General features: G+C 59.8%; 6 protein-coding genes. All 6 read left to right on the top strand.

Annotation, left to right across the window (positions count from 1 at the left end; translation table 11 throughout):
* Positions 1-5: 5 nt before the first annotated feature.
* The 6 genes from flgJ (at position 6) to AC07NR_RS00825 (ending at position 14,394) form a co-directional block, all read left to right on the top strand.
* Positions 6-1,298, top strand: coding sequence for a flagellar assembly peptidoglycan hydrolase FlgJ (gene flgJ / locus AC07NR_RS00850; RefSeq protein WP_248737974.1), 1,293 nt, complete (start codon positions 6-8; stop codon positions 1,296-1,298).
* Positions 1,299-1,319: 21 nt separating this feature from the next.
* On the top strand, positions 1,320-3,365 hold the full coding sequence (gene flgK, locus AC07NR_RS00845) for a flagellar hook-associated protein FlgK (protein WP_495077615.1): 2,046 nt from the start codon (positions 1,320-1,322) through the stop codon (positions 3,363-3,365).
* Between the two features lie 13 nt (positions 3,366-3,378).
* Positions 3,379-4,950: a flagellar hook-associated protein 3 gene (locus AC07NR_RS00840; protein ID WP_495077614.1), complete on the top strand. Its 1,572-nt coding sequence runs from the start codon at positions 3,379-3,381 to the stop codon at positions 4,948-4,950.
* A 117-nt stretch (positions 4,951-5,067) separates the two neighbouring features.
* Positions 5,068-8,664, top strand: a complete 3,597-nt coding sequence (locus AC07NR_RS00835; RefSeq protein ID WP_495077613.1) for a glycosyltransferase — start codon at positions 5,068-5,070, stop codon at positions 8,662-8,664.
* Positions 8,665-8,894: 230 nt separating this feature from the next.
* Positions 8,895-12,542, top strand: coding sequence for a beta strand repeat-containing protein (locus AC07NR_RS00830; RefSeq protein ID WP_495077935.1), 3,648 nt, complete (start codon positions 8,895-8,897; stop codon positions 12,540-12,542).
* Positions 12,543-12,639: 97 nt separating this feature from the next.
* Positions 12,640-14,394 (top strand): calcium-binding protein, encoded by a 1,755-nt coding sequence (locus AC07NR_RS00825; protein WP_495077612.1) that lies wholly within the window; start codon positions 12,640-12,642, stop codon positions 14,392-14,394.
* Positions 14,395-14,604: the final 210 nt, after the last annotated feature.

Here is a 14,604-nt window from a genome sequence, read left to right as displayed (position 1 = left end):
CGCCCATGGATATGCGCAAAAGCGGTCTGGTCAGCAGCAGCGATTCGGGTTCGTACTCCGACCTCAATCGCCTGAACCAGCTCAAGGTCGGCGACAAGAACAGCGACGGCAACATGCGCAAGGTGGCGCAGGAATTCGAATCGCTGTTCCTGGGCGAGATGCTCAAGTCGATGCGCTCGGCCACTGAAGCACTGGGCCAGGACAACCCGCTCAACACCCCGGCAGCCAAGCAATATCAGGAAATGTACGACCAGCAACTGGCCGTTTCCCTGTCCCGCGAGGGTGGTGGTATCGGTCTGGCCGACGTGCTGATGAAGCAGATGTCGAAGAACAAACCGATGGCGCCGGGCGAGGCCGCCGCCGCGTCCGCTGCCAAGCAGCAGGAAGCGCTGGCCAAGGCCGCTGCGGTGGAAACGCCGATTGCCGCCGGCACCGTGGCCACCAATGGTCCGCTGTCGCGCCTCAATGGCGAGCGTCCGTTGTGGGCTTCGCGTTCGGTGCATGCGCCGAACACCCAGCTGGCCCATCGCAATGACATGGAAATGATCAACCAGCGTCGCCTGGCGCTGCCGCCGAAACTGGCTGATCGCCTGCTCGCCGGTCTGGTGCCTTCGGCTACGAACACCACAGCCACTCAATTGCCGCAGCGCGACACGATGGCTGCCGCCACCGGTTCCGGTCCGCTGTACAACGGCGACTGGCTGGCCCGCGCCGAGGCGGAAAAGGCCTCCGGCGGACAGATGCAGATTTACGGTCGGGCCATGGCGCAGATTCCGCTGGCGCCGGCGAAGAAGGCGTTCAGCAACGCCGACGAATTCGTCAACACCATGCTGCCGATGGCCAAAGAGGCGGCGGCGCGCATTGGCGTCGATCCGCGTTATCTGGTGGCTCAGGCCGCACTGGAAACCGGTTATGGCAAATCGGTCATGCGCGCCCAGGACGGCACCAGCAGCCACAACCTGTTCGGCATCAAGGCCAGCAGCAACTGGAAGGGCGATTCGGCCCGGGCGATCACCAGCGAGTTCCGCAACGGGCAGATGGTCAAGGAGACGGCCGAGTTCCGTTCCTACGCCTCGTACAAGGACAGCTTCCACGATCTGGTGACTTTGCTGCAGAGCAATAATCGCTATCAAGATGTGCTGAAGTCGGCCGATAACCCAGAACAGTTTGTACGCGAGTTGCAAAAGGCCGGTTACGCAACCGACCCGAACTACGCAAGCAAGATTTCGCAGATTGCCAGGCAGATGACGGTAAATCAGAACTACGCTGCGGCCGGCGTTTCAACAACGCCTTTATAAACACAAGGTAAGGTTTGAATCATGAGTTTGCTCAATATCGGGATGTCGGGGTTGGCCGCGAGTTCGTCCTCTCTGGCTGTGACAGGTAACAACATTGCCAACGTCGACACCGCCGGTTATTCACGCCAGCAAACCGTGCAGGGCACCAAGGCCTCGCAGCAGGTCGGCAACGTTTTCATCGGCACGGGCACGACCCTGGCCGACGTGCGCCGGGTGTACAACTCTTACCTCGAAACTCAACTGCACACCGCCACCTCGCTCAACAGCGAAGCGGCAGCCTACGGTGCCCAGGCGACCGCGCTGGACGCCTCGCTGTCCGATACCAACACTGGCCTGACCGGTGTACTGCAGAAGTTCTTCACCTCGATGCAAGGTGTAGCGACCTCGGCGACCGACGACACTTCCCGTCAGTCGGTGCTGACCGGTGCGCAGGCGCTGACCAGTCGCTTCAACGCCCTGGCCAAACAGCTGAACGATCAGAACACCACGATCAACGGCAACCTGACGGACATGGCTTCCCAGGTGAACAAGCTGGCCACTTCGATTGCCAACCTGAACCAGAAGATCGGCGAGATTTCCACCAGCGGCGGCCAGCCGAACGATCTGCTCGACACCCGTAACGAAGCCGTGCGCCAGCTCTCCGAGTTGACCGGTGCACAAGTCGTCGAGCGTGGCACCAGTTTCGACGTGTATATCGGCACCGGCCAGCCACTGGTCGTCGGTAACACCACCAACACCCTGAGCACCGTTCCGGGCAAGGATGACCCGACGCGCATGGGTATCCAGATGGACCGTGGTTCAAGCACCATCGACATCACCTCGGCGATGAGCGGCGGCGAAATCGGCGGTCTGCTGACCTATCGCAATGAAGTGCTGAACCCTTCGCTCAACGAGCTGGGCCGTGTAGCACTGGTCATTGCCGACCAGATGAATCGCCAGCAAGCCCAGGGCATCGACAAGAACGGTGAATTCGGCGCGCCGATCTTCAATGACATCAACAGTGCCGCACTCGTCAGCCAGCGCAGCATTGCTTCGCCAGGCAACAGCGCGGGTTCGGGCAACCTGAATGTCACCATCAAGGACACCGGCAAGCTGACCACCAGCGATTACCAGGTCACCTTCACCAGCGCCACCAACTATTCGGTAAAGCGCTCGGACGGCACCGACATGGGCTCGTTCAGCACCACCACCACGCCACCGCCAGTGATCGACGGTTTCACTCTGGCCCTCAATGGCGGCGCGCTGAGCGCTGGTGACACTTTCAAGGTGACGCCGACCCGCAACGCAGGATCCACGATTCAGACCGTGCTCACCGATCCGAAGAAAATCGCGGCGGCGGCACCATTGACTGGCGTGGCCAGTGCCAACAACTCCGGCACTTACACCCAGCCGACGCTGGTCGACACCCTCGACATCACCAACCCGGCCTCCCAGACCGAGCTGCAGAATGCGCTCAAGTATTCGACGCCGGTCAAACTGGTCATGGGGGCGGTCACCAGCGGCAGCCAGTCGTACAACATGGTCGATGCCAAGGGTTTCACCATCGGTACCGGCACCATCGTGCCGGGCCAGGCCAACACCCTGAACCTGAAAATCGGCATGGTCGATTCCACCGGCGCTCCGGTGATGGATACCTCGGTCACGCCGAACGTGCAGAAAACTTTCACCGTGCAGACCACCGTGGGCGCGACGCCGAAGCCAGGCGAAACCTTCACGATCAACCTGACCGGCGCGGCCTCTTCGGACAACCGCAACGCGCAGGCGCTGGTCGGTCTGCAGACCAAACAGACCGTGGATACCGGCACGGCGAGCAAGGGCATCAGCCTGACCGACGCCTACAACAAACTGGTGACCAACGTTGGTACCAAGGCGGCTCAGAGCAAGTCCGACAGCGCAGCCACCACGGTGATTCTGGATCAGGCACAAGGCGCGCGCGATTCGCTGTCCCAGGTCAACCTGGACGAAGAAACCGGCAACCTGGTCAAGTATCAGCAGTACTACACCGCCTCTTCGCAAATCATCAAGGCTGCGCAGGAAACCTTCGCAACGCTGATCAACAGTCTTTAAGGAGTCGTAATTCATGCGCATTTCCACCGCTCAGTATTACGCGACACAAGCTGCTCAATATCAGCGCAACTACAGCAAGGCCGTCGCCACTGCGAACGAGGCGAGCAGCCTGCAGCGCATCAACACCGCCGCCGACGATCCGATCGGCGCCGGGCGCCTGCTCAAGCTTGGCCAGCAAGCTTCTATGCTCGAGCAATACCAGGGCAACATCGATACCACCAAGAGTGCGCTGACCGTGCAGGAGTCCACGCTGGGCTCCATCACCACGGCCTTGCAGCGCGCCAAGGAAATCGGCCTGGCCGCCAACAACGGCATTGCCACCGACGCTGACCGCAAGGCCTACGCCGACGAGTTGAGCCAGATCCAGCAGCAGGTGCTGGGCCTGATGAACTCCAAGGACGCCAACGGCAACTATCTGTTTTCCGGTTCCAAGACCGATACTGCGCCGTACTCGCAGAATGCCGATGGCACCTACACCTATAACGGTGACCAGACCCAGATCAACCTGAACATCGGCGATGGCATGTCGGTCGGCACCAACACCACCGGTTGGGATGCTTTCCAGCAGACCATCAATACCAACCGCACTCAGACCACCATGACCGCCCCGGCTGTCGATGACGGTCGCGTGGTATTGACCAACGGTATCGTCGGCTCCAGCGCTACCTATAACGCCAAGTTTGCCGGTGGCCAGCCGTACACCGTCAGTTTCGTCAGCAGCACCCAGTTGAAAATCACCGATGCCCTGGGCAACGACGTGACGACTGAAGCCAGCCAGAACGGTCTGATCAGCAACAGCAACGGTGCGAACCAGACCGTCAGCTTCCGCGGCGTCGATCTGAAGTTGAACATCAACCTCAAGGCCGGCGACACCAACCCGGATGCCGTCATCGCCGGTCACAGCTTCCAGCTGTCGGCCACGCCTGACTCGTTCACCACCGCGCGCAGCCCGGGCAACCCGTCCACCGCGGTCATCACCGGCTCCGGCGTGACCAACCAGGGCGCCTACGACGCCACGTTCCCGTCGGGCGGCGGTGCGATCCTGAAGTTCACCAGCGCCACCGACTTCGATCTGTACGCGGCGCCGGTCACCGCTGACAGCAAGCCGATTTCGTCGGGCACCATGGTTGGCGCAAACGCCACGGCGGCGGGCGTGACCTTCACCATCGGCGGTACGCCGGGCGCAGGTGATCAGTTCTCGATCCAGTCCAACAACCACCAGACCCAGAACGTGCTCGATACCCTGGGCCAGATGGTCACTGCACTGAAAGCGCCGATCGATGGCGATCCGGTAGCCAAACAGAAATTCCAGGGCCAAATGGAGTCTGCGCTGGGCAACATCGACAGCGCGTCCAATCAGATTGGTACGGCGGTGACGTCGATCGGTGCGCGCGGGCAGTCGCTCGACGACCAGAACACCACCAACCAGAGTCTGATCCAGGCCAACACCACGACTCAGGGTTCGATCCGTGATTCGGATCCTGCCGACGTGATGACGCGCCTGACCCTGCAGCAGACCATGCTGCAGGCCTCGCAACTGGCGTTCAGCAAAATCAGCCAGTTGGGCCTGTTCAACAAGATCTGATACTGGCCGGGCGCGCGAGCGCCCGGTTGCTCTGACTGCTCTGTACTTATTGTTCTTCTTTTGCGGTTTCAAAGGGCTCGCTGTTCCGGGCGGGTTCCCGCCGCTTGCGAGTCCGCCGTGAATTCACTCCCCCTTGTCAGTCTCGTTATCCCTGCTTTCAATCCACGTTTTTTCGAACGGGCCTTGAACAGTGCCGTGAGTCAGACTTACGGCAATCTTGAGATCATTGTCTGTGACGACAGTCGTGGCGACGAGATCGAGCAAACTGTTGCGTCGATCACCGAGCGTACCGGGGTTGCGGTGCGCTACGTACGCAATGTCCAAACGCTGGGGATGGTCGGCAACTTCCATGCGTGTCTGGAACAGGCGCAGGGTGTGTTCATCAAGTTCCTGTGCGACGACGATCAGTTGTTTATCACCTGCATCGAAAGTCAGGCACAAACGCTCATCGATCAGACAGATGTCAATCTGGTATTGGCTCAGCGCCTGTTTTGGGACGCTGACGACCTGCCGTTGCCGTCGCGATTGGAAAATACGCCGCTGTCTCCGGTGTCCGGTCTGTTCAAGGGCGAAGACCTGCTGGCGATTTTCGAAAACTTCCCGGTCAATATACTTGGCGGCTTCAGTAATGCCCTGTTCCGCCGGGCCGATGTGCTGGAACTGCTTCCGGCCCTGACACAACCGGGCCATTGTTTTGTCGCTTCCCTGGATTTTGCGTTGTATGTGTGCCTGCTGCGCCGCGCAAACCTTGTGGTGTCCAATCACATTCTGAGTGTCGAGCGCCTGTACCCCGAGCGTTTGAGCGCTCAGCAAGCGATGCGCGATGCGACCATGGTCGAGCGGCAATGGTTGACGCAGATGCTCAAGGCTCGCAGTGGCGAGTCGGCGCCTGCGCCGGGTTGGGTGCGCTATCTGCCGGTCACCAAGGCGGGTGAATCGCCTCGGGTCTGGGAAGAGTTGCCGCTGAGCCGGACGCTGGGCACCAAACAGACCACTCAGGATTGGCATGTCGGTATTGCCAGCGTCAGCTTTGCCCAGCTGTACGCGCAATGGCTGGCGTGCCGCAGCCTGACCGAGGGTCAGCGTGAATTGCTCCCGGAGACCATGGCCAACTGGCCGCGCATTCCGAAGATCGTGCCGGTCATCATCGACGAACAGGGCAGCGTTTCCGCCCTGGAACTGACCCTGCAATCGCTCGCCGCCCAGGAATACGTGCCTGAGCTGACACTCGTATTGTCGGCATCCTGCACCGAAGCGCGGCTGGATGAGCGGGTCGTGCGCATGCCGCTGCAGGATGACTGGCGCCAGCAGCTCAATGAACTGCTGCCGCAACTGGACGGCGCTGACTGGTTCTATCTGCTGCGTGCCGGTGATCGACTGGTCGTGCCGGCGTTGTTGGTGATGGCTGAGCGTATTGCGCTTTCGCGTACGCTGATGTGCCTGTACAGCGATGAAGGCGGGTTGAGCCAGGGTGAATCCACAGAGCCGGTGTTCAAACCGGATTTCAACCTGGACCTGATGCGCAGCTATCCGTATGTGGGCAGGGCGCTGGCGTTCGAGCGTGAACGCTTCCTGGCACTGGGTGGTTTTGACTCTGTGTTCGGTGAGCTGGCCCCGCACGACGTCTTGCTGCGTATGGTCGAGAACGACGGCTTGCAGGCGGTCGGTCACATCTCCGAGATTCTGCTGGAGTCGGCATTCGATCTGGCCAAGTGGTTGTCGGAGCCGCAACTGGCAGACAACAACGCGCAATTGCTTGAGGCGCATCTGCACCGTCTGGGCATCTCGCATGACATTCGCCGGGGCAGTTCGGCGTTGCTCAACCGTGTGGACTATCGCCACGCGAGCCAGCCACTGGTGTCGATCGTCATCGTCAGCAGGGATCAGACGGCTGCCGTACAGCGTTGCGTCGAGAGCCTGCTGGAGAAAACCACCTACGGCGAATATGAGTTGCTGCTGGTCGACAATGGCAGCGAGACCGCTGAGGCGAAAGCCTGGTTTGACGGCATGTCGCAATTGGGCAGCGAGCGGATTCGCGTGCTCGACTGCCCGCTGCAGGACAATGTGGCGGCAGTGCGCAATGTTACGGTCAGCCAGGCTCGTGGCGAGTATGTGCTGCTGCTCAACCCGTACAGCGTGATCACACACGGTGACTGGCTGACGGAAATGCTCAATCACGCTCAACGCCCGGAAGTCGGCGTGGTGGGCGCCAAGATCTTCAACCCGGATGGTCGGGTATTGCATGCCGGTCTGATTCTCGGCCTGCAGGGACCGGCGGGCGTACCGTTCTACGGCGAGTCGATGTATGCGACGGGTTACATGTACCGACTGCTGGTCACACAGGATCTGAGTGCTGTCGGCAGCGATTGCCTGATGGTGCGCAAGTCGGTTTTCGATGCGGTCGGCGGGCTGGATGAGGAGCATCTGGCGCAGTCGCTGCACGAGGTCGACCTGTGCTTGCGCGTTGGTCAGGAAGGCTATCTGGTGGTCTGGACGCCATTTGCCCAGCTGGCGCTCGGCGCACAGCCGGTCGTAGCGGCGAACGACGCTGAAGTGGCGTTGCACAGCCAGGAGCAGGAAGTCTTCTACAAACGCTGGCTGCCGATTGTGGCGCGCGATCCGGCGTATAACGCCAACCTGTCGTTGAACGGGATTGTCGGGTCGAGCTTTCGTCTCGATCCGGGACTGCGTACTGGCTGGAGTCCGTTTTCGCAGCCGCAATTGCCGAAAATTCTCGCGCTGCCAGTCAACGCATCAGCCATCGGTCACTACCGCGTGACGCAACCGCTGATCGAGCTGGAAGCGGCAGGTCGGGCGTTGGGACGCATTCATTACAACCTGCCGAGCATCATCGAGGTCGAGCGTCAGTCCCCGGATGTGATCATTTTGCAGGGTCGTTATTCCGAAGGCCCGATCAACGAAATTCCGAGCCTGCAAAAGTATTCCAACGCCCGCAGGATCTACGAACTCGACGACTACGTGATCCATGTTCCTCATCGCAATGCCCACATTCGCAACATGCCGGGCAAGGACGAAATGGAGGCGCTGGTGCGTCGTGCAATCGGGATGTGCGATCGGGTTGTGGTTTCCACCGCGCCGCTGGGTAATGCACTGTCGAGCATGCACAACGATATTCGCGTTGTTCCGAACATGTTGGCCAAGCACTTGTGGGCAGACCTGCGCAGCCAGCGCCGCACTTCGAAAAAGCCGCGGGTCGGCTGGGGCGGCGGCACCAGTCACCACGGTGACCTGGCGGTGATCGCCGATGTGGTTCGCGAACTGGCCAACGAAGTCGACTGGGTGTTCTTCGGCATGTGCCCGGACGACCTGCGTCCGTATATGCATGAGTTCCATGGTGTGATCGGACTGGACGTGTACCCGGCGAAACTGGCCAGCCTCAACCTCGACCTGGCCCTGGCACCGCTGGAGTTCCACATCTTCAACGACTGCAAGAGCAACCTGCGCCTGCTGGAGTATGGCGCTTGCGGTTATCCGGTCATCTGCACCGACACCGAGGCCTATCGCGGCTACCTGCCTTGCACGCGGATCAAGACCAACACCACGGATGAGTGGCTGCAAGCGATCCGCATGCACCTGGCCGACCCGGACGCCAGCTACCGCATGGGCGATGAGTTGCGTGAAGTCGTACTGCGCGATTACGTACTGCGCGGCGATAACCTGCGCTACTGGGAAGCAGGCTGGCTGGCGGACTGACCGGTTCGTGCAGCCCCCTCTGGAAAACAGGCGACTTTCGAGTCGCCTGTTTTTTTTTGCGTTGCGAAAATCGTCTTTGTATCAATCCCGATACTTTTTTTGCTCGACGGCCTCAAGCAGTGGGATTTTCCTGTCGATATCAACAGATTCGCTGAATGATCAGTGCACCGCGATGAAATGTGTTCGCCACGCTGACCAGTACCGGTTCATACAAGGGCAAGGAAGAAACAATGGCAGTCATAAACGGAACAAACGGCGCGGATACGCTGAGCGGTACTTCGGGTGACGATGAGATCAACGGGCTGGCGGGTAATGATCTCATCAGGGGCAGTGCAGGGGCGGACAAGATAGATGGCGGGGATGGAACCGATACCGTCGATTACTCAGCGTCCTCGGAGGCGGTCAACGTAAACCTTGCGGGTCTTGCCAGTACGGGAGGCGATGCCCAGGGCGACATCCTGACCAATATCGAGAAGGTTATCGGTAGCGCATTCAACGACACGTTCACGGCACCGAAGGGCGGTCTCACCTTCGAAGGCGGTGCCGGCAATGATGTCTACATTCTCGACAATGGCGGAACGGTGATTGAGCAGGCAGGCGGCGGTGACGACGAGGTGCGCTCCAGCTTCGGCCAGATCTACCTGAGTGCGAACGTCGAGCGCCTGACGTATACGGGTACCGGAGCATTCATCGGCTGGGGCAATGCCAGCGACAACATTATTACCGGCGGTGCCGGTAATGACCTGCTGTATGGCGGCGCGGGTGCCGATCAGTTCATCGGTGGCGCCGGCATCGATACCGTCAGCTACGGCGACAGTACGGTCGGCGTCAGCATCAACCTGAAAACCGGTGTCAATTCCGGGATTGCGGCGGGGGATACCTATACCGGTATCGAAAGGATCCTCGGCTCGAATGGCAATGACACCTTCATTGCCGATAGCCGGGTGTTCGCCTTTGACGGCGGTGCCGGAACGGCTGACGTGGTGGATTATTCGACGTCCGCCGAGGCGATCGATGTCGATCTCGTCGTCAATGGCACGGGCCGTGCCGGTATCGGTGGCGACGCACAGGGCGACACCTTGACCGGCATCGAAAAGGTGATCGGCACAGCGTTCAACGACACGTTCAATGTGGCGGGCGGAACCGTGACCCTGGAAGGCGGCGCGGGTGATGATGTTTACATCATCAACGGTACGCGAACCAGCACAGTGATCGAGCAGGCCGGCGGCGGAAATGACGAGGTCCGTACCAATTACGAAATTCAATACCTGTCGGCCAACGTCGAACGATTGACCTATACCGGAACCGGCAATTTCTCCGGGTATGGCAACGCCAGCGACAACATCCTCACGGGTGGCATCGGCAACGATATTTTTCAGGGCGGTGGCGGCGCGGACCAATTCATTGGTGGTGCGGGCCGGGACACCGTGGATTACTCCGACAGCACCGTAGGGGTCACGCTCAACTTCAAGACCGGGGTCAATTCCGGGATTGCAGCGGGGGATACCTACACCGACATCGAGGTGATCAAGGGGTCGGGCGCCAATGACACCTTTATTGCCGATAGCCGGGTGTTTGCCTTTGATGGCGGTGGCGGAACGGCGGATGTGGTGGATTACTCGACGTCCGCCGAGGCGATCAATGTCGATCTCGTCGCCGGTGGCACAGGTCGCGCCGGCATCGGTGGCGACGCACAGGGCGACACCTTGACCAACATCGAAAAGGTGATCGGCACAGCGTTCAACGACACGTTCAATGTGGCGGGCGGGACCATGATCCTGGAAGGCGGTGCGGGTGATGATGTTTACATCATCAACGATACGCGGGTCACCACAGTGATCGAGCAGGCCGGTGGCGGAAATGACGAGGTCCGTACCAATTATGCAGTTCAATACCTGTCGGCCAACGTCGAACGATTGACCTATACCGGAACCGGCAATTTCTCCGGATATGGCAACGCCAGCGACAACATCCTCACGGGTGGCATCGGCAACGATATTTTTCAGGGTGGCGGCGGCGCGGACCAATTCATTGGTGGTGCGGGCCGGGACACCGTGGATTACTCCGACAGCACCGTAGGGGTCACGCTCAACTTCAAGACCGGGGTCAATTCCGGGATTGCGGCGGGGGATACCTACACCGACATCGAGGTGATCAAGGGCTCTGGCTTCAACGACATCTTCATTGCCGATAGCCGGGTGTTCGCCTTTGACGGCGGTGCCGGAACAGCTGACGTGGTGGATTACTCGACGTCCGCCGAGGCGATCAATGTTGATCTCGTCGCCAATGGCACAGGTCGCGCCGGCATCGGTGGCGACGCACAGGGCGACACCTTGACCGGCATCGAGAAGGTGATCGGCACAGCGTTCAACGACACATTCTATGTGGCGGGCGGGGCCGTGACACTCGAGGGCGGTGCGGGTGACGATGTTTACTACATCAATGGCACCAATGTCAGCGATGTGATCGAGAAGGTCGACGGTGGCATTGACGAGGTGCGCACGGGGTTCGGGCAGCAAAGTCTGCGGGATAACGTCGAAATTCTGACGTATATCGGTACTGGCGCCTTCACGGGTTACGGCAATGCGCTCGACAACATCATCACCGGCGGTGTCGGCAACGACACTTTCTATGGCGGTGCAGGTGCCGACCGGTTCATCGGCGGGGCCGGGTTCGACACGGTGGGCTACGCCGACTCCACTGTCGGCGTGACCATCAACCTTAAAACCGGCGTTCATTCCGGGATTGCAGCCGGGGATACCTACGTCAGTATCGAGGGGTTGAGCGGCACACTGTCCAACGACATTTTTATCGCTGACAGCGCGGCCATGGCCTTTGATGGATTGAACGGCATGGACATGGTCAGCTACGAGCAATCCGATAGCGCCGTGACCATTGATTTGAAAACCAAAGTCAATGCGGGTGATGCAGCCAGCGATACCTACACCGCAATCGAGTTCTTCCAGGGCAGCCGCTTCAACGACACCCTGTCCGGAACGGCATTCGGTGACAACTTCATCGGTGGCGCCGGTGCGGACAGCATTGATGGGCGTGAAGGGCATGACACTGCCTGGTACATCAACAGCATGGCTGCCGTGAACATCAACCTGCAGACCAACGTCAATGAAGGCGGAGATGCTCAAGGTGATGTGCTGCTCAATATCGAGCGAGTGATCGGCAGTCAATTCAACGATACGTTGACCGGAAGTTCGGCCGTCGATTTTCTTGAGGGCAACACGGGGGATGACGTGATCTATGGCGGCGACGGTGCCGACTTCATTTATGGAGGCCTGGTTTCCCTGGCCGGACCGTTGGCCAGTTCAGCACCCAATGCAGGGCCCCAGGCCGACACGCTCTACGGTGGCAATGGCAACGACACGATTCTCACCGCAGCCGACGACACCGGCAGCCGTGCATATGGCGAAGCGGGCGATGACACCATCACCGTAGCTCATGGCATGGCCGACGGTGGTGAGGGTATGGACACTCTGACCGGAACGGGGCTTGGCTTCTCGCTGTTTGGCGGCGCGGGCAATGACAAACTGGTGCTGCAGTCCAGTGGATCGGCCTTCGGAGGAGAGGGGGACGATACCTACTTCGTCACTGCTCCGGGACTGGTGACAATCCAGGACGATGGCGCCAGTCGTGGTGACAAAGTCGTGCTGTCGAACATTCGCGGTTCCGAGCTGCTGCTTGATCGTGTCGGTGATGACCTTTACCTGCACCGTTACAGTTTTTCAACCGGACAGACGCCGCAGGACGGTGTGCGCCTGAAGGGTTGGTTTGCCGGTTCCGACACCATCGAGCAGATTCAGACTGCCGATAATCAGATCATCAATCTGCCGGCCAACAGCGATGCATTTGCGATGTTCGGCTGACATCTGAATCACACACCTGCAATCGCGCAGCGCGATTGCAGGTGTGTCTGAAGCCTGAAAGGTGAACGCTGTTTTCAACCACGCAAGGAAGAAGCAAATGGCAGTAGTGAATGGAACGAGTGATGCGGATGTCCTGTCGGGCACCGACGGTGATGACCAACTCTATGGACTGGAGTCGGATGATGTGTTGCTGGCAAGCGCCGGCAATGATCTGCTGGATGGCGGGGAAGGGTTTGATACGGCGAATTATTACGCCTTGTCCTCGGGCGTGAACGTCGAGTTCAACAGTGCTTCGACGACTGTCACTGCCGCTGATGGCAAGGTCGATACGCTGGTCGGCGTGGAAAAAGTCTTCGGCACTTTTCAAAATGACACCTTCACCAGCAATGTGGCCGGCGTGACGCTGGAAGGCAGTGCCGGTGACGACGTGTATATCGTCGGCAGCGAGGGCGTGACGATCATCGAGGAAAACCATCTCGGCTACGACGAGCTGCGCACTAGTCTCAACACCATCAAGATGGACCCGTTCATCGAGAAGCTGACCTTTACCGGCACGGGCGACTTCAAGGGTTACGGCAATGCCAGCGACAACGAGATCATCGGTGGCGCCGGCAACGACTGGCTGTGGGGTGGCGCCGGCGCCGATCACTTCGTGGGTGGTGAAGGCTTCGATACCGTCAGCTATTCCGACAGCCTCGAGGGTGTGAGAGTCCAGGACTTCGAGAACTACGACGCATTGACCATCGCCGCTGGCGACACCTTCACCGGCATCGAGGCGATTCAGGGATCGAATTTCGACGACGTGGTGTATCTGCTCGATAACGCCATGATCGTGGATGGCGCCGATGGCTACGACACCGTGAGCTACCGTCACTCCTTTGATGGCGTCAGTATCGGCATTGGTCAGCAGGCAGGTCCGGATGTCACGTTGCTGAACGTCGAGAAAGTCATCGGTACTTCGTTCGATGACCGATTCACCGCCAACGCCGCGGGCGTGACGCTGGAAGGCGGAAGAGGCGACGATGTGTACATCATCAACAGCGCCGGTGTGAGCATCGTCGAGACGGACCTCTTTGGTGGTACCGACCACGTGTACACCAGCCTGTCGTCGATGCACATGGATCCGTTCATTGAAAACATGACCTACACCGGCACGGCGGACTTCACCGGCTACGGCAATGACGGGAACAACGTCATCGTTTCGGGCGCCGGCAATGACGTCCTGTTGGGTGGCGCGGGCGGTGATCGCTTTGAAGGCGGGGCCGGTATCGATACCGTCAGCTACGAGGACAGCACCGAAGGTTTGAGCGCTTCCCTCAACTGGGGCGCGCAGAGCGGTATTGCGCTTTACGACACCTTCATCGACATCGAAGGCCTGCGTGGCAGTCATTTCAATGATGTGCTGGAGGGTGACTGGGGCGACAACATTCTGGAAGGCGGTGCCGGCGACGATGTCATTCACGGCGGTGCCGGTGCGGACATTCTTTATGGCGGGCTGGCTTCCGGTCTGGATGGCGAGGGGCCACAGAACGATTCGTTGTTTGGTGGCGAGGGTGATGACACCTATGTGGTGAATACCGCCGGCCTGGTAACGATTCAGGATGTGGGCAGCAGCTACAACGACACCTTGATCCTGAACACCGTCGCCAATCTCGGTCAGTTGAACGTCACTCGCATCGGTGATGACGCCTACCTGCATGGCGCCAATGACGGCAGCATCGGCGTTCCGGCCAATGGCGTAAAACTCCAGGGCTGGTACGCCGGCTACAACACTGTCGAGCACCTGCAGACGGCCGACGGTCAAGTCTACGACCTGCCGGCGACTGTCGACGGGTTTGCCATGTTCGGCTGATCACTTCGATCCGCTGACGTGAGCCACATGGAGGGATGAGTCCGGTAACGGACTCATCCCTTTTTTGCGCCCGGATGCCGCCGCCGACACAGGGCTGGCGGAGCTGGCGCGTTTCCTGCAAGTCCCCCTCAAATCGCCATAAAACGAGCGCTCGCGGTCATTCACCTGCGCCCGGACTGGCAAAGGTTCAGCCGCAAAGGCCTGCAATAG

The organism is Pseudomonas sp. GW821-FHT09C09, from assembly GCF_059418105.1.
This window is presented reverse-complemented; position numbering and strand designations above follow the sequence as displayed.